This window comes from Shewanella sp. NKUCC05_KAH (assembly GCF_019345585.1).
Classification (GTDB): domain Bacteria; phylum Pseudomonadota; class Gammaproteobacteria; order Enterobacterales; family Shewanellaceae; genus Shewanella; species Shewanella oncorhynchi.
This window is the reverse complement of the sequence record NZ_JAHKQZ010000002.1, coordinates 217,918-234,651: the sequence shown is the minus strand read 5'-3', so window position 1 is coordinate 234,651 and position 16,734 is coordinate 217,918. Positions and strand designations below refer to the sequence as shown.

15 protein-coding genes and 1 pseudogene are annotated in these 16,734 nt (G+C 43.5%); 9 read left to right on the top strand and 7 right to left on the bottom strand.

What is annotated here, in order from left to right; all coding sequences use genetic code 11:
- Window positions 1-336 precede the first annotated feature (336 nt).
- The 5 genes and pseudogenes from KO533_RS02915 to purM all read right to left on the bottom strand — a co-directional run bounded on the left by KO533_RS02915 (window position 337) and on the right by purM (window position 4,159).
- Complete coding sequence (locus KO533_RS02915) at window positions 337-1,245, bottom strand: hypothetical protein (protein ID WP_219252795.1); 909 nt, start codon at window positions 1,243-1,245, stop codon at window positions 337-339.
- Between the two features lie 59 nt (window positions 1,246-1,304).
- Window positions 1,305-1,538, bottom strand: a pseudogene (locus KO533_RS02910) (hypothetical protein); the annotation flags it as partial.
- A gap of 33 nt (window positions 1,539-1,571) precedes the next feature.
- Window positions 1,572-2,318 (bottom strand): HAD-IIA family hydrolase, encoded by a 747-nt coding sequence (locus tag KO533_RS02905; RefSeq protein ID WP_028760358.1) that lies wholly within the window; start codon window positions 2,316-2,318, stop codon window positions 1,572-1,574.
- A 159-nt stretch (window positions 2,319-2,477) separates the two neighbouring features.
- Window positions 2,478-3,122: a phosphoribosylglycinamide formyltransferase gene (gene purN, locus KO533_RS02900; protein ID WP_028760357.1), complete on the bottom strand. Its 645-nt coding sequence runs from the start codon at window positions 3,120-3,122 to the stop codon at window positions 2,478-2,480.
- Window positions 3,122-4,159 (bottom strand): phosphoribosylformylglycinamidine cyclo-ligase, encoded by a 1,038-nt coding sequence (gene purM, locus KO533_RS02895; protein ID WP_113938786.1) that lies wholly within the window; start codon window positions 4,157-4,159, stop codon window positions 3,122-3,124. Before purM ends, purN begins: the two co-directional genes overlap by 1 nt.
- 330 nt (window positions 4,160-4,489) lie before the next feature.
- Between purM and upp the strand changes: the two genes are divergently transcribed.
- A complete protein-coding gene (gene upp / locus KO533_RS02890; RefSeq protein ID WP_011789711.1) occupies window positions 4,490-5,116 on the top strand; it encodes a uracil phosphoribosyltransferase in 627 nt (208 codons plus the stop codon).
- A gap of 255 nt (window positions 5,117-5,371) precedes the next feature.
- Window positions 5,372-6,787, top strand: a complete 1,416-nt coding sequence (locus KO533_RS02885; protein WP_219252792.1) for a GGDEF domain-containing protein — start codon at window positions 5,372-5,374, stop codon at window positions 6,785-6,787.
- Between the two features lie 153 nt (window positions 6,788-6,940).
- Here the strand turns inward: KO533_RS02885 and KO533_RS02880 are convergent, their stop codons facing one another.
- Window positions 6,941-8,260, bottom strand: coding sequence for a Na+/H+ antiporter family protein (locus KO533_RS02880; RefSeq protein ID WP_028760354.1), 1,320 nt, complete (start codon window positions 8,258-8,260; stop codon window positions 6,941-6,943).
- Between the two features lie 385 nt (window positions 8,261-8,645).
- Between KO533_RS02880 and KO533_RS02875 the strand changes: the two genes are divergently transcribed.
- On the top strand, window positions 8,646-9,251 hold the full coding sequence (locus tag KO533_RS02875; RefSeq protein ID WP_006081247.1) for a peroxiredoxin C: 606 nt from the start codon (window positions 8,646-8,648) through the stop codon (window positions 9,249-9,251).
- Window positions 9,252-9,352: 101 nt separating this feature from the next.
- Here KO533_RS02875 and rnt read toward each other — a convergent pair whose 3' ends face one another.
- The gene (gene rnt, locus KO533_RS02870) at window positions 9,353-10,021 is read right to left on the bottom strand and encodes a ribonuclease T (protein WP_028760353.1); all 669 of its coding nucleotides are present in this window, start codon (window positions 10,019-10,021) and stop codon (window positions 9,353-9,355) included.
- Between the two features lie 141 nt (window positions 10,022-10,162).
- Between rnt and motY the strand changes: the two genes are divergently transcribed.
- The 6 genes from motY (at window position 10,163) to tolA (ending at window position 16,726) form a co-directional block, all read left to right on the top strand.
- Window positions 10,163-11,032 (top strand): flagellar protein MotY, encoded by an 870-nt coding sequence (gene motY / locus KO533_RS02865; protein ID WP_028760352.1) that lies wholly within the window; start codon window positions 10,163-10,165, stop codon window positions 11,030-11,032.
- Window positions 11,033-11,791: 759 nt separating this feature from the next.
- The gene (locus KO533_RS02860) at window positions 11,792-13,975 is read left to right on the top strand and encodes a prolyl oligopeptidase family serine peptidase (RefSeq protein ID WP_219252789.1); all 2,184 of its coding nucleotides are present in this window, start codon (window positions 11,792-11,794) and stop codon (window positions 13,973-13,975) included.
- 171 nt (window positions 13,976-14,146) lie between these two features.
- Complete coding sequence (ybgC, locus tag KO533_RS02855; protein WP_006081251.1) at window positions 14,147-14,548, top strand: tol-pal system-associated acyl-CoA thioesterase; 402 nt, start codon at window positions 14,147-14,149, stop codon at window positions 14,546-14,548.
- Window positions 14,538-15,224 (top strand): protein TolQ, encoded by a 687-nt coding sequence (gene tolQ / locus KO533_RS02850; protein ID WP_028760350.1) that lies wholly within the window; start codon window positions 14,538-14,540, stop codon window positions 15,222-15,224. Before ybgC ends, tolQ begins: the two co-directional genes overlap by 11 nt.
- Complete coding sequence (tolR, locus tag KO533_RS02845) at window positions 15,224-15,658, top strand: protein TolR (RefSeq protein WP_028760349.1); 435 nt, start codon at window positions 15,224-15,226, stop codon at window positions 15,656-15,658. Before tolQ ends, tolR begins: the two co-directional genes overlap by 1 nt.
- A complete protein-coding gene (gene tolA, locus KO533_RS02840) occupies window positions 15,659-16,726 on the top strand; it encodes a cell envelope integrity protein TolA (protein WP_219252787.1) in 1,068 nt (355 codons plus the stop codon). It begins immediately after the preceding gene.
- The last annotated feature ends 8 nt before the right edge of the window (window positions 16,727-16,734 follow it).

The window sequence follows — 16,734 nt, the reverse complement described above, 5'->3', positions numbered from 1 at the left end:
TCCTACTGTTGTTTTAATTAAGGTATTTTAGATTTATGTTAATCAATCAGAAGCGAGACTTATCATGAAGCAAGCCGCGGTGAGCCACAAGGCTGAGCGGCAGGTGAATGTGTTACTTAATGTTGCTTTACCCTATGCAATACGCCTTTGGGTGAGGCGTATTGCATAGGTCATATTTCCCAATTGTAGGAGCGGGTTTCGCCGACAATTACAAAATCGGGGTTAGTCATTAGTAATGAGCAAGCCAGAGAAAATGAGTTAACCATTACTGTAACAACAAAAAACAGATGTGTTTAGCAAGGACAGTTGATGTATATTTTTAACTGGATTATTACATCAATAAGGTTCATCAAACTCAAATGATCTCTTATTGGCTGTGTTAATAACTTTAAGATTAAGCCCATCAGTTAACTCAAGTTTGACATTTAAATTTGTGTTCGATTCATTAAAAAGTAGTCGGCTGTTGATATTATGCTCATTATTCAAAACTATTGACTCTAACTCTTCTGTTCTTCTAATCATGCGTAGTGTGTTAATTGCAGCTTTTTGGGTGTGTTTACTAGATGTAAAGCCTCCACCAATCGGCATGTATTCCGTTCCATCTGCGACTGTTACGCTGGTATTAGCAGCTTTTTTCCTCATAGTCTTACGTTCTTCCTGACTTATAATTTCTTCGCTATCGGTTTTGAAAATCATATGTGAAATAACGTGAGGCCAGTTGTCGTGTAATATTTGTATCAAATCAGTATTAGTCCAAGTGATGTGGTGAGCACCGTTTTTTTCATGAAGTAATATGTCTAGCAAGTAAGCTTCATTGCCATCAAAATACACGAATAGCATTTCATCACCTTTACCTCCTTCCTCAAAATGAATATGGTAGATCCCCCACTCAAAGCGAAGTAAGTCAGTTTTTTTATTTTGGTGTTGGCCTTTAACTTGTTTACTAAGAAACGGATTTACATCTTCACCCTTAGATAGCATGGTGACTAGGTTTACTATTTCAGTGCGATTCTGTAGCTGTGGAGATATGTGAATGTTCCACTTTTTGATCGGTATTCTGCGTTCAGTCACCGTAAGAAAGTGAAGCACTAAGTTTTTTATATCGTAATGCTTATAGCTCAAGTGAGCTTCTGCAGCACTAATGTGTTGCTTTCTTAGCTCTTCAAAACTAGGTATTGGGTAACCAAAATCTTTTAGCTTTTCTTTGATTTCAGTTTCTAAATCCTTAAAGAAATCTACTTCCATGTCGTGCTCCGATTGCTGTGCAAAATGTTATTAGAAGCATTCTATCTCGTTATGCGGATACGGAAAAAATCGGCGGTTGGTATGACGGAGGTGCAAAAGCATTCTTCATGATTATCCATACCTGCCGCGCTTAAACGGTTTTGAAGATCTTTACCCGTTTGTACGGAATAGTGAGTCAGAACGACCAACGGATTACCTTGCTCTAAAATGTGCTGGATAAATGTGTCGTCACCGAAGATCCGTTTATTTAAGGTATTTTGTTTATGGTGCCCAGCGCCGTAAGCACTGGGCACATATTGGGAGATGAGCTTAATTAAAATGAAGATTTAAACAACGTCGATATCGCCAGCGCAGGCAAACACATGGTTCGGGCGGAAGGGTTCTTTGTCGATATCTTCAAGCTTACTCACGCCACTGGTAACCAGAATGGTTTCAAGCCCTGCTTGGAAGCCCGCCAAAATATCGGTACGCATATTGTCACCTATGATGACAGTGTCTTCCGAGTGTCCATCAATATGATTAAGTGCAGAGCGAATAATCCAAGCACTCGGTTTGCCCACGTAGAAAGGTTTCTTACCGGTAATACGTTCGATGGGTGAGCAGAGTGCACCACAAGCAGGGCTGTAGGCTGGACCGTGAGTATCGGGGTTAGTGGCAATAAAGCGCGCGCCGCGTGCGATGAAGCCTGCCGCTTTATGGATCATCTCCCAGTTGTAGGAGCGGGTTTCACCGACAATCACAAAATCGGGGTTAATATCGGTAATGGTAAAGCCTGCTTTGTAGAGTTCGTGGGTGAGGGCGCCTTCGCCAATGACATAGGCCTTGCTGCCTTCTTGGTGTTTTAAAAAGTCGGCGGTGGCCATGGCGGAGGTGTAAAAGCATTCTTCAGGAATATCAATACCGGCGGCACTTAAACGGTTTTGCAGATCCTTACCCGTTTGTACGGGATAGTTAGTCAATATTACTAACGGATTGCCTTGCTCTAAAATGCGCTGGATAAATTTGTCGCTGCCGGGGATCAGTTTATTGTCGTGCAGTAGTACACCATCGATATCGCAGATAATATTTTTCATCTAATAGTCTCTTGTCATGCCGATCAAAAATCACTTTTTCGTTAAGTTATCTAATGCCACATTGCCTAAGAAAACAATGCTTTTGTTGAAAATAGTTAAAAAAATAGAGACCCGAAGGTCTCTATTTTTTTGATTGGTACAACTTACGGTCAAGTGGAACTAATCGGGCGCGTAACCGCTTGGGCCGATAAGGTTGCCATCGAGATAGGCTTGGCCATTTTGCATGTTAAGACGTTGCTGACTAAACCATTTCACCACGAGCGGATAAATAGCATGTTCTTGCTCATGCACGCGGGCGGCGAGCATATCAGCCGTATCGTCTTCATAAACAGGCACTTTGGCCTGTAATATCACTGGGCCCGCATCCAGCTCTGGCGTGACAAAATGCACGCTGGCACCATGTTCGCTATCGTTCGCGTCTATGGCACGTTGATGGGTGTTTAAGCCAGTGTATTTCGGTAGCAGCGAAGGATGAATATTGATCATGCGACCTAGGTAATGATTCACGAAATCATCAGTTAAGATCCGCATAAATCCCGCCAACACGATTAAATCGGGCTGATACTTTTCAATCACTGTCATTAAACGTGCATCGTATTCAGAGCGAGATTCACCTTGGTGAGCTATCACGCAGCTGGTATCAATTTCGCCATGATGGGCGCGCACTAGGCCATAGGCATCGGGTTTATTACTGATGACTCCGACAACTTCGGCCTGCAGATTATCGTCGCAACCGTCGATAACCGCTTGCAGGTTACTGCCATTTCCGGAAATTAATACAACTACACGACAGCTCTGGGGCATTACAGGATCTCCACTTGCTCTTCATTGCCTTCACGATGTGCGATAGCACCGATAAGCCATGCTTGTTCGCCTTCTGCAGCCAGTAATGCAAGTGCTGCATCCACTTTATCGGCTGGCAGCGCGACTAACATGCCGACGCCACAGTTGAAGGTGCGATACATTTCGTATTCTGCAATGTTGCCATTTTCCATTAACCAACTGAAAACAGCGGGCCATTGCCATGAATCGCCTTGGATAACCGCTTTTAAATTATCTGGCAGTACGCGCGGGATGTTTTCCCAGAAGCCGCCGCCAGTAATGTGCGCCATCGCATGGACATCAGATGCTTCAATCAGTTTGAGCAATGATTTTACGTAAATTTTGGTTGGCTCAAGTAGATGTTCAATCAGCGGTTTGCCGTTGAGATCTTGTTGAGGGTCTGCTTGGCTCACTTCTAATACTTTACGTACTAAAGAGTAACCATTTGAATGAGGGCCGCTTGAGGCTAATGCAATAAGCGCATCACCCGCTGCCACTTTGCTACCGTCAATAATGTCGGCTTTTTCAACTACACCCACGCAGAAACCCGCTAGGTCGTAATCTTCACCTTCATACATGCCTGGCATTTCAGCGGTTTCACCGCCAATTAACGCACAACCAGATTGGAAACAACCTTCGCCGATGCCGTTGACGACGGACGTTGCCGTTTCAACATCGAGCTTGCCTGTTGCGTAGTAATCGAGGAAAAACAGTGGCTCAGCGCCTTGAACGATCAGATCGTTTACACACATGGCGACTAAGTCTATGCCGACCGTGTCATGTTTTTTATAGTCGATAGCTAAACGTAATTTAGTCCCAACACCATCGGTGCCAGACACTAAAACCGGTTGTTTGTATTTAGTGGGGATTTCACACAGGGCGCCAAAACCACCTAAGTTGCCCATAACTTCTGGACGACGGGTACGTTTAACGGCTGCTTTAATGTTACTTACCAGTGCATTACCTGCATCAATATCAACGCCGGCATCTTTATAGCTCAGTGGGGTAGGTGTGCTCACGGAGGGATCCTCTCGGGTACATCGTTATTGGATTTTATGCGGCGGTATTCTACCAGCTTGTGCTAGGGGTCGAAAGTCATGATTTGGATTTATGCCCCTCGGCGGAGTTTTTTTGGTCTGAATACGAAATATTCTATTTTTAGAGGTCTTGAGTTTGGTCACAAAATAGTAAATCACAGTAGGTATCTTAGACGATTGGGGATTATTCTTGGGAGATAGCTCACGATTAGACCGAATGGCAAAACTTTCTGTTTTACCTAGTAAACAAATCAACTAGAATCTGAAAAATTTGCCTAAAATAATACGCCGAAAAATAAGCAGGAGAGAAAAATGAAAGTTGTCGAGGTTAAACATCCTTTAGTGCGTCACAAAATCGGTTTAATGCGCGAAGGTGACATTAGCACTAAACGTTTCCGTGAACTAGCCGCCGAAGTGGGTAGTTTATTAACCTATGAAGCTACCGCAGATTTCGAAACTGAAACGGTGACGATTGAAGGCTGGAATGGTCCGGTTGAAGTCGATCAAATCAAAGGTAAAAAAGTCACTGTCGTGCCAATTTTGCGTGCGGGTTTGGGCATGATGGACGGCGTACTCGAGCACATTCCCAGTGCGCGTATCTCAGTTGTCGGTATTTATCGTGACGAAGAAACCCTTGAGCCAGTGCCTTATTTTGAGAAGCTGGCCAGCGACATGAACGAGCGTATCGCCTTAGTTGTCGATCCTATGTTGGCGACAGGTGGTTCTATGATTGCGACCGTCGATTTATTGAAAAAGCGCGGTTGTACTTCAATTAAGGCCTTAGTGCTAGTGGCTGCGCCTGAAGGCATTAAAGCCTTAGAAGCGGCGCATCCGGATATCGAATTATATACTGCCGCTATCGATAGATGCTTAAACGAGAAAGGTTATATCCTGCCAGGTCTGGGTGATGCGGGCGATAAAATCTTTGGTACTAAATAGCCAAAGTTGCTAAAGAATTAGAGTTGCTGATGCTCAATTGAGCGGATGTGGTCAGTAAGGGGAGCCTAGGCTCCCTTTTTGTTTTTGTTCAATACAGTAATAACAACTTTATCTTAAGCTGCTAAAGTTTAGGATTAAGGCAAATAATAATTCTTTATTGAAGTTGTTTTTATTGGCTTATTTTGCAATTTTATTGATCGCAGTTTACGTTTTGTGCAAGGTACATTGTCGGTAGAACAGGGATTAAGAGGAATTATGGGAAATTCGGCTCTCAACTGGTTATTATTGCGTCGATCATTTGAATTTGCGACCCTCTTGTTTGTCGTACTCCTACTTATTCTATTACCGTTTAAAATCGATAGAGAGCATAAATCCTTTGTGTCTTTTGTAAAAAACGAGCAACTTACACCGAGTTATATTGAACTGCTCGGTAAAAGCTTATCTCTGCACGATATTATTGATTTCAATAAATCCTCTTTAGCGCTTTTTCAACTCGACCCTTCTAGATTAATGCTGCCGCAAGGGGGAGTGCTTTCCGCAGAAGAAGAGCAAGTATTACGCTATTTTGATTATCTCTATTCCAGTAAAACCAGTAAAAAGACCAATGTCGAAGATATATTCCTGTATGTGGGACTTTATCGCAGTGATGCCATGTATTTTGCCTCCCCAATTCCTGAGGACGTAAAAGCGCGGCTGATTAAAGACCGTACTTCAACGAATGAGTTTTGTCAGAGTCTGCAATATTGCGCGAAAGACGCGACCCCAGAGTCCTTAGGCGATGGAATCGTATTATCCATTCCTTATCAAGATGAAGTCAGTGGGAAAGTCATTTTATCGATGGCATCACCGATTTCATCATCTAATGATCCTAATCATTTCATCGGTGATGTTATTGCCGACACGGCTCTAATGACGTCGGTTTTTATGCGTAATAAACATGTCGAATTGCAGAAAACGGATTATGGTACTGAGTTGGTGATCACGACAGATAGCCTTTGGGCTGAACTGACGCCGGAGTTCTTGTTTTATTCGATGACAAATCATTTAGATAACATGACTTCACTGACATATAAAATCAGTATATTTCGTTTCATTGTGTGGAATTTGCCCCTGTGGTTTTTGTTATCTATCGTGATCTTCTTCGTTCAAATTAATATCAATCGTTTTAGGAAACTTCGTACTGAGCGTCAACGGTTTAGTGAAGCGATGTTATTGGATGCTTTTACTCGAACCTATAATAAGAAAGTCTATGAGACCACACTGTTTGATGTCGCAACTAAGGGGCATTACGCGGTGATTTGCGTGGATGGCGACAAAATCAAGACCATTAATGATACCTATGGGCATAAACTCGGGGATATGGCGATCATGCAAATTGTTGATGCGATGCGCAGTGTATTTCGAGAAAATGATTTGTTAATCAGAACCGGCGGTGATGAGTTTGTCGTCATCTTGGCCAATTGCACTTTTGAACGGGCCTTATTGTTGGCTGAACATTTACGTCAGGCGGTCGCAGAGCGGCAGTTTTTAAATGTGCTGACAGTCTCCTGCGGTGTGGCTGATTCGCAAGATTATGCTTCCTTTGAGGCAGTGCTACAAGCGGCGGATAAAGCGTTATATGAGGATAAAAAGAATAAGCAAGGGAGTCGCAAACTTGACCCGACATCTTAATTATCACGTTAATTATTACGTGAGTTATTGAGTGAATCAGTGAGTTAACCTGCTGCCCGCAATAAAAGTGAATACCCACGATAAAAAACAGCGCAGAGAATGCCACGCTGTTGTTACTTTCTAATACGGTAATGTAAACATCTGCGATAACACTTACAACACCATGGCCGCAATCCAACCAAACACTAATAGTGGAATATTGTAGTGGATAAATGTTGGGATCACGCTGTCACGAATGTGGTCGTGTTGACCATCGGCATTCAAACCTGCAGTGGGACCTAAGGTGGAATCTGATGCTGGCGAGCCCGCATCACCCAGCGCGGCGGCAGTGCCAACTAACGCGATTGTGGCCGCTACTGAAAAACCAAAACTTAATGCCAATGGTACATATATCGTCGCGATAATTGGAATGGTGGAGAAAGACGACCCAATTCCCATAGTGATCAGTAGACCAACCAGTAGCATTAAGAAGGCTGCGAGGGCTTTATTGTTACCAATAATCTCACTAAGCGAGGCCACAAGCGTACCTACTTCACCGGTTTCTTTCACTACAGCGGCAAAGCCTGCGGCTGAAATCATGATAAAGCCGATATTGGCCATCATTCGCACACCTTGGTTGAAAATATCTTGGTCGGCGACATGCTTCAAGGCACCCGAAAAACTGAAAATCATGAAGCCGACTAAGGCACCAAAAATCATAGAGTCAGTTTCGAGTTGTACGACGAGAGTGGCTAATATTGCTAGTGCAGCAATGATGATATTGCGTTTGTTGAGATTTTCTTCAGGTTCAGCGACCAACACTTTTGCCTCGTCGTAAGTCCGAGGTTTACGATAACTGATGAATACTGCAGTGAGTAACCCTACGACCATACCCGCGGCAGGGATTAACATGGCTGGCGGAATTTGCTCGCGAGCAGCGGCTAAGCCATTGCTGGTTAAGTTGGAAAGCAGAATATCATTTAAGAAAATGCCACCAAAACCAATCGGTAAAATCATATAGGTGGTGACTAGGCCGAAGGTTAGAACACAAGCCACAAGGCGACGGTCGATGTTCAGCTTGGTCATCACATGTAAGAGTGGTGGCACTAAAATCGGAATGAAGGCGATATGGATGGGTAAAATATTCTGTGAAGCCATCGACATGACGAGTAGTGATAACAGCAGTAACCAGCGTACCCAGTTAGTATTAGTGGGATTAGGATCTTGTCCAAGGCTACTAATGATGCTTCTAGAAATCAGCGTCGTTAAGCCTGAATGCGATAGTGCGACAGCGAAGGCGCCTAATAATGCATAACTGAGCGCAATTTGTGCGCCGCCACCTAAGCCTGTATTAAAGGCATCTATAGTTTGGTGCAGATCCATTCCGCCTACCAATCCCGCCACGAGGGCGCTCACGGTCAGGGCAATAACCACATTCACCCTAGCTAAACTGAGTGCTAACATTAAGCACACTGCAATTACGACTGCATTCATTATCAATTTTCTTAATTCTTTAAGCCAAAGGAGCTATTTTCGACTGCAAAGGCAGTGGATGTCCAGTTTGCCGAGGGCTTATCTGAAAAATATCTGAAAATGTGATCATGCTGGTTTTTGTCTGTTAGCTGAATGTGGATTGCTCCGCACACAGGATACACAGATTGCTCTATCCTTAGTCAGGTAAAATGGAAATACCCTTGAAAAATGTGATATTGGTCTTAAATAGGTTGTAAGGCACAGCACACGACTTATAATGCCTAAGGATTTGATTGGTAAGAACACCTTTTAATCAGTAAAGATTTAACTTGACCTAGGTTGAGAACATACTGGCTAGAAGGCATCTTGCCTTACACTTAGTTCAACTCATAGATGGAGATATAAAATGAGCGTATTAGTAGGCCGTCAGGCTCCTGATTTTACTGCTGCAGCTGTATTAGGTTCTGGCGAAATCGTTGATAGCTTTAACTTGACTGCAGCCATCAAAGGCAAACCAGCCGTCGTATTCTTCTATCCACTTGACTTCACTTTCGTTTGCCCATCAGAGTTGATCGCTTTTGATCACCGTATGGAAGAGTTCACTAAGCGTGGCGTAGAAGTGATTGGTGTGTCTATCGATTCTCAGTTTACCCACAATGCATGGCGTAACACCCCAGTTGAAAAAGGCGGTATTGGCCAAGTTAAATACACGCTAGTGGCTGATGTTAAACATGAAATCTGCAAAGCATACGATGTTGAGCATCCAGAAGCGGGTGTGGCTTTCCGTGGTTCATTCCTGATCGACAAAGAAGGCATGGTTCGTCACCAAGTCGTTAACGATCTGCCATTAGGCCGTAACGTTGATGAAATGCTACGTATGATCGATGCACTGCAATTCCATGAAGAGCACGGTGATGTTTGTCCTGCTGGCTGGGAAAAAGGCGATAAAGGTATGAATGCAAGCACTGAAGGTGTTGCTGCTTACCTGTCTGAAAACGCAAGCTCACTGTAATTAGTACTTTTCTAATCACAGTCGCCTGTTAAATGAAAAAAGCTGCCAATGGCAGCTTTTTTGTTTTTAAATGGCTTAAGATCTAGTGAGAACCGCTAAATTTATGCCTTAGTACCACTTGCATCCTGCTCATCCTGGGCCAGTAATGGCCAGCCACCTAATGATTTCCAACGGTTCACGATATGACAAAAAAGCTCCGCGGTACGTTCGGTATCATATAGCGCCGAATGGGCTTCTTTATTATCGAAGGGAATACCCGCCATAATACATGCCTTGGCAAGTACGGTATGACCAATGGCGAGTCCGGCGAGCGTTGCTGTGTCAAAGGTGGCAAAAGGATGAAACGGCGAGCGTTTTAAGTCGCAACGTTCTATCGCCTTACTCACAAAACCATGATCGAATGCCGCATTGTGCGCCACTATGATACTGCGATGGCAGTCGGAGGCTTTTTGGGCTTTCTTCACGGCTTTAAAGATTTCCAAAAAGGCTTCTTTCTCGCTCACCGCTCCCCGTAACGGATTAGTGGGATCAATACCGTTGAATGCTAACGCTTCGGGTTCTAAATTTGCGCCTTCAAAGGGCTCAATGTGGAAGTGTAGGGTTTTATCGATTCCTATCACACCTTCATTGTCCATTTTTAGTAGGGTGACGGCAATTTCTAGCAACGCATCGGTTTGAGAGTTGAAGCCCGCAGTTTCGACATCAATGACTACGGGAAAGTAGCCTCGAAATCGGTATTTCAATTTGTTCGCGTCGCAAATGTCACTCATAAAGTACTCAAGAAAATTCACAGGGCGCTATTATGCTAAATGTGTTGGGGTGTGTCATGCTTGATTGGTGGTTTTATGAGCTAAAGGAACTAAATAGTTTGCCGATAAAGCCATGTAACCGATTAAACATGAGTAAAGGCTATGTGGCGAAAACTGATATTAGTATCAATTTTATGCGTTCCAGCAACTGCAATGGCAGAGTTGCGCCATTATGTCGCCTCTTTAAGTGATTCCCAGTGGCGAGTGAGTGAAAATACTCCCATCGTCTGTCGCCTTGAGCATGATATTCCTTCTTACGGTAAAGCGATTTTTACCAGTGAAGCGGGTAAGCAGCAGAATATGACTTTTACCTTAGATATGTGGGTAAAACCTGATCAAGTGACGCAGGCTAAATTAATTAGCCGCGCGCCGCAGTGGCGTCCTGGTGTGGTATCGAAAGAGATCACGTCATTACATTATCAAAAGTACTTTAACGGTGAAGTGCCTAAGCGTGCAGCTTGGTCTATGTTGGCAGAGTTGAGTCGCGGTATGGAACCAACGTTTTACTATGCTGATTGGTATAACGAGTCGAATAAGATAGCTGTGGGTTTGTCTTCAGCTAATTTTGGCCGTAAATATACTGAGTTTAAAGCTTGTTTAGCGCATTTATTGCCCTATAGCTTTGAAGATATCGCTTTTACTGTATTAAATTACGATGAAGGCGGAACCGATTTAACTCGTTTCTCCCAGCAACAACTGTCTCGGGTGCAAGAATATTTAGCCTATGATCCCTTGGTAGAGTTAGTGCTGGTGGATGCATATACCGACAGCTATGGTGGCCGTTCAGTAAACCAGAAAGTGTCGGATACACGAGCTGCGTCGGTAAAAGAGTTCTTTGTTGCCAGTGGTATTCCTCAAGATCGTATTGTCACATTCGGGCATGGTGAGCGTCGTCATGTGGCTTCCAATGATGATATGGATGAAAGGGCGCGTAACCGTCGTGTTGTTATACGGATAAGTAAACCTTTTTAGTGTTTGTTTTACCTAGGTTTTAAGTGTTTTCCAATGCCAAGTTTATGACTTGGCATTGTCGTTTTTAAAAGAAGGAGAGTTCAGGCAGTATGCCACTTTAATCGAATGATTCGCTCAATTTGCGCGTATGGGTAAAATAATGAGATTTTTTAATTTGTAGATATGACATATCCACCTCAACAAGTACTGCAGAAAGCGAGAGTGGGATAAGTACGAATAATATAGATGAAGTATAAAACTTGGCCGTTGCAATAATCAGGATAGTGTTTGAAATGCTAAAAAAAAGCCCGCTTAAACTAAGCGGGCCGCAAAAATAATGCATTTGCAATCAACAAATTGAAGGAAGGAAGTCAAGCATAAGAACCAGAAAAGAAACTGAAGTGTTGGGAACACACCAGTTTAAAAGTTCTTTGTTTTCGATATCTGCAAGCAGTTATCTCCTGAAAACAAGCACATACTATTGGGAAACCTGTTGTAAAACAAACGAGAAAAATTGCCCATAAACATTAGTAATTCTAATGACTACAAAGGTGATTTATATCACTTAAGTCACTATTTACCTTGATTAATAACTTATAACTCACTATTAATGCATAATAATACACTTCAATAAGCTTATCCTTGCTGCTATTTTGTTAAATTCACGATACAGCTTAAAAAACTTCATATTAAGTTACGCCATTGCCATGATTTTTTTTGCTTGTATAGTACTTGCTGAAAAGGCCTTAAGCCCGAAACCATAAGAAGGACGACAACACGATGGCATTAAGATTTCGCCTTGCAAAGCAAGGTTTGTTAGTGGCCACATTGGGGATGGCACTCGGTGCCTGCCAAAGTGGCAATTCACCTGAGCAAAATTCGACTGAGCAGGCAAGCGCAACTAAACTCGTTTACCCTGTCACTGAAAAAGATGACCTCGTCGAAACCATTCATGGTGTCGCAGTGGCCGACCCTTATCGTCATCTGGAGGCCAATACGCCTGAAACTGAAGAGTGGGTAAAAGAACAACAAGACTTTGGTCAAGCCTACCTCGCTAAGATCCCCAATAAACAAGCTGTGGTCGAACGTATTACAGAACTTTGGAATTACGAAAAAGTCTCTGCCCCGTTTGAAAACGGCGACAATCAATTTTACTACCGTAATGATGGCCTACAGGCGCAATCGGTTTTGTACGTTAAAGGTTTAGATGGTGTTGAAAAGCCTGTTCTTGACCCAAATAAACTGTCTGCGGATGGCACTGTTGCCTTATCCGGCGTGGCTGTGAGCAATGACGGTAAAATTTTAGCCTATGGTGTGTCAAATTCTGGCTCAGATTGGCAGCAATGGCAGTTCGTTGATATTGCAACCGGTAAGAAACTGGCCGATGAACTGAAATGGATTAAATTTTCTAGCGCAGTGTGGGATAAAGAAAATCAAGGTGTGTTCTACGCCCGTTATGCTGCCCCAGCAGGGGGGGATGTCTTAGCTGACGTTAATTTTAACCAAAAAGTGTATTACCACAAATTAGGCACAGACCAACATCAAGATCTATTGATTTATGAGCGTCCACAGAATAAAGATTGGGGCTTTGGCATTGATGTCTCTGAGAAAGGTGAATACTTATTACTGTCGATTTCTCAAGGTACGGATAAGCGTAATCGTTTCTTCTATAAATCGTTATTTGAGCCTAAATCCCAAGTGGTGGAATTGATCCTCAAATTAGAAGCTGAATATGAGTTTCTCGGTAATGATGGTTCAGTGTTTTATTTCAAAACCGACTTAGAGGCGCCTAATGGTAAAGTGATTGCGATTGACACCCGCAATAGTGATAAATCGCAATGGCAAACGATTATTCCTGAGTCTAAAGATCCGATTAATAATGTCGCCATTATTAATGACCATTTAGTGGTGAGTTATTTACATGATGTGTTAGGTCAATTATCGATTTACAGTATGGGTGGTCAGAAGCGTCAAGATGTGGCATTGCCTGGTCTTGGCAATGTGGCAGGGCCTTTTGGTAAAGCCAGCAAAGATTATTTCTATTATGTGTTTAATAGTTATATTCAGCCTGAAACCACCTATCAGTTTGATTTTAAAACTGGCGGTTCAACCGTTATTGCTAAACCCAAAGTCTCGTTTAATCCCGATGACTATGTTTCTGAACAGGTTTTCTATAGCAGCAAAGACGGTACGCGTGTGCCTATGATGCTCTCCTATAAAAAGGGCTTAGTGAAAAACGGTCAAAATCCGACATTACTTTATGCCTATGGTGGTTTTGCCATTTCGATGACACCACGTTTTAGCCCTGCCAATATCGCTTGGTTAGACATGGGTGGCATTTATGCTGTGCCGAGTTTACGTGGCGGCGCTGAGTATGGCGAAAGCTGGCATCAAGCGGGGATGTTCGACAAAAAGCAAAATGTGTTTGATGACTATTTTGCTGCTGCTGAATATCTGGTCAGCGAAAAATACACCAACAGCTCTAAACTCGGTGCCTATGGCCGCAGTAATGGTGGTCTGTTGATGGGCGCTGCTGTGACTCAACGTCCTGAACTTTTTGCTGCCGTATTACCTGCGGTGGGCGTGTTGGATATGCTGCGTTTCCACAAGTTCACTATTGGTTGGGCTTGGACGAGTGAATACGGCAGTGCCGATAAAGCAGAGCAATTCCCTGCGCTATTGGCTTATTCGCCCTATCACAATGTAAAAGCGCAAGCTTATCCTGCGACTATGGTAATGACTGCGGATCATGATGATCGTGTTGTGCCATTACACAGTTTCAAGTTTGCGGCCATGCTGCAGGAGAAACAGCAGGGCAATAAACCAGTCATTATGCGTATCGAGTCAAATGCTGGTCATGGAGCGGGTAAGCCCACGGCGATGAAGATCGACGAATTTGCCGACATCTACAGTTTCTTGTGGCAGAGTTTTGGCTTAACCTTGCCACAAGCTATCGCAAAATAACTAACTATGTTAATAAAATGGGGTCGTTTGACCCCATTCTCTTTTACAATTGCCCCTATTCATCTGAAACCCGCGCTATTCCTATCTATATCTTCATCGGGTCATTCACAAGTCTTGTTTCCCTAGGTATAGTAAGCGTCAATTTTTCAACCAAAATTTGCTTATTTTCAAATGATGTTTCATTGGCCAATTTCAGTCTATTACGAAGACACCGACGCTGGTGGCGTTGTCTATCATTCGAACTACCTCAACTTTTTTGAGCGCGCGCGAACCGAGTGGCTAAAAGCCCTTGGCGTGAGTCAGACTGCGTTATTAGCCGACGACACCGCTTTTGTCGTAAAGCGTGCGGAACTCGATTTTCGCAAAGCAGCACGTTTTGAACAGAACCTTATTGTTGAAACTAAGGTCATAGAGTTGAAAAAGGCCTCGTTGATCTTTCATCAACGCTTGGTCGATAAACAGGGAGACTGTTATTGTGAAGGCACAGTGCTGGTTGTTTGTGTTGCGCTATCACGTATGCGTCCCCGAGCTATTCCCTTAAATATTGTGCAGGAGTTTGACAGTGCAAGCTGATATGTCGATTGTTGGGTTATTTTTACAAGCCAGTTTATTAGTGAAATTTGTTATGTTCACTTTACTTTGCTTGTCGGTGATGTCTTGGACGGTGATTTTACAACGCCGTAGCTTACTGACATCCGCAAAAAGTAAATCGGCGAAGTTTGAAGACAAATTTTGGTCAGGTGTTGATTTAAATCGTTTGTATAAAGAATTATCATCTCGTCCAGATAATAGCGGTTTAGAGTCATTATTTGTGACTGGCTTTAAGGAATATTCACGCCTGAATAAATTAAATAGCAAAGTGCCCGATGCCGTCATGGATGGTACATCGCGTGCTATGCGTGTGACCTTGTCTCGCGAAATGGAAAAGTTAGAAGCTAACTTACCGTTATTAGCAACGATTGGTTCGACTAGCCCTTATATCGGTTTATTTGGTACGGTATGGGGGATCATGAATTCTTTTATCGCTATTGGTTCGATGGAAAACGCCACCTTAGCTATGGTTGCCCCCGGTATTGCTGAAGCTTTGATTGCAACGGCTATGGGTTTATTTGCTGCAATTCCAGCGGTAATCGCCTACAACCGTTTCTCGACTCAAGTCGATAAATTAGAAATGGCTTACGCAAACTTTATGGAAGAGTTCTCCAGCATTTTGCATCGCCAAGCATACAGTGAGAAGGAAGGGGCATAATGCAACCAGCTTATCAGCGCAAACGTCGTCGCCCCGTTGCTGAAATCAACGTGGTGCCTTATATCGACGTCATGCTCGTGCTGTTAATTATTTTTATGGTAACAGCACCCATAGTGACCCAAGGGGTCAAAGTGGAGCTGCCTCAAGGGGCGGCAGAAGTTTTACCCAATGACAGTAAGCCGCCCATTGTTGCTTCAATCGATGGTGATGGTGATTACTTCCTCAATAAAGGCGGTTCAACGAATGTGCCTATGGATTTGGAAGAATTGGCAACGGAAGTGGCTGCACTTATCGTGACTGAACCTGAGCGTCCTGTTGTGGTTAAAGCCGATAGAAATATTCCTTACGATAAAGTGATTCAGTTGATGGTGACACTGCAGCAATCTGGCGTGCCATCAGTCGGTTTGATGACGGATTCACCCAAGGAGAAATAGGTGGCAGATAAGTCAGATGTAACATTACCTCTGTCAATTTCAGCGGGTATTCATATTGGCGTGATAATTATTCTGGCATTAGGAATAGATTTTTCTCACAAACCTGAGCCTATGCAACAAGTTAGCGCACCAGCAATCAAAGCGGTTATGGTTGATCAGCAAAAAGTGGCTAATCAAGTTGAGAAACTTAAGCAAGAAAAGCGTGATGCCGAACGCCGTGAGCAAGAACGTCAAGCCGAGCTTGAACGCAAAGCTCAAGAAGCGAAACAGGCACGCGAGCGCGAACAAGCTCAGATTAAACAGCTAGAGCAAGAACGTAAGCAGCAGGAAATTGAGATTCAAAAAGCCAATGAAGCGACCAAATTAGCCCAGGTGAAACAGCAGCAGGAAAAGGAAAAGGCAGTCAAAGCCGAAGCCGACCGTAAGCTGAAAGAGCAGGAGCGTAAGGTTGCTGAAGACGCCGCACAAAAAGCCGCTGAAAAACGTAAGGTTGAAGAAGCTGCTGCAGTGAAAGCTGAAACTGACCGTAAGCAAAAAGCAGATGCGGAAGCTAAAGCTAAAGCGGAGGCAGATGCCAAAGCTAAAGCAGATGCCAAAGCTAAAGCAGATGCCAAAGCTAAAGCAGATGCCAAAGCTAAAGCAGATGCCAAAGCTAAAGCGGATGCCAAAGCTAAAGCGGATGCCAAAGCTAAAGCGGATGCCAAAGCCCTTGCCGATCAAGAGCAGGAAATGGCTGATGCATTAGCGGCTGAGCAAGCGGCGCTGTCGCAAACCATGAATAAGCAGATGCAGAGTGAAGTCGGTAAGTATCAGGCAATGATAAAATCAACTATTCAACGTAATTTGGTAGTGGATGAATCTATGCGTGGAAAGACTTGTACTGTCTCTGTGCGTTTAGCGAATGATGGGTTTGTGATCAGCAGCCAAACAAAAGGTGGTGATCCCAACGTTTGTCGTGCAGCAAAAGCGGCGATTTTGAAAGCGGGCAAACTGCCTGTGTCTCCGGATCCTGCTGTTTATAACTTGATGAAAGAAATTAACTTAATCGTTGAACCAACGTTTAATTAAAGGAGCAC

What these genes read in the sequence shown, in the direction of transcription:
- KO533_RS02915 (WP_219252795.1), bottom strand. Translation starts at nt 1,245, where the DNA reads ATGGAAGTAGATTTCTTTAAGGATTTAGAAACTGAAATCAAAGAAAAG.
- KO533_RS02905 (WP_028760358.1), bottom strand. Translation starts at nt 2,318, where the DNA reads ATGAAAAATATTATCTGCGATATCGATGGTGTACTACTGCACGACAAT.
- purN (WP_028760357.1), bottom strand. Translation starts at nt 3,122, where the DNA reads ATGCCCCAGAGCTGTCGTGTAGTTGTATTAATTTCCGGAAATGGCAGT.
- upp (WP_011789711.1), top strand. Translation starts at nt 4,490, where the DNA reads ATGAAAGTTGTCGAGGTTAAACATCCTTTAGTGCGTCACAAAATCGGT.
- KO533_RS02885 (WP_219252792.1), top strand. Translation starts at nt 5,372, where the DNA reads ATGGGAAATTCGGCTCTCAACTGGTTATTATTGCGTCGATCATTTGAA.
- KO533_RS02880 (WP_028760354.1), bottom strand. Translation starts at nt 8,260, where the DNA reads ATGAATGCAGTCGTAATTGCAGTGTGCTTAATGTTAGCACTCAGTTTA.
- KO533_RS02875 (WP_006081247.1), top strand. Translation starts at nt 8,646, where the DNA reads ATGAGCGTATTAGTAGGCCGTCAGGCTCCTGATTTTACTGCTGCAGCT.
- rnt (WP_028760353.1), bottom strand. Translation starts at nt 10,021, where the DNA reads ATGAGTGACATTTGCGACGCGAACAAATTGAAATACCGATTTCGAGGC.
- motY (WP_028760352.1), top strand. Translation starts at nt 10,163, where the DNA reads ATGTGGCGAAAACTGATATTAGTATCAATTTTATGCGTTCCAGCAACT.
- KO533_RS02860 (WP_219252789.1), top strand. Translation starts at nt 11,792, where the DNA reads ATGGCATTAAGATTTCGCCTTGCAAAGCAAGGTTTGTTAGTGGCCACA.
- ybgC (WP_006081251.1), top strand. Translation starts at nt 14,147, where the DNA reads ATGATGTTTCATTGGCCAATTTCAGTCTATTACGAAGACACCGACGCT.
- tolR (WP_028760349.1), top strand. Translation starts at nt 15,224, where the DNA reads ATGCAACCAGCTTATCAGCGCAAACGTCGTCGCCCCGTTGCTGAAATC.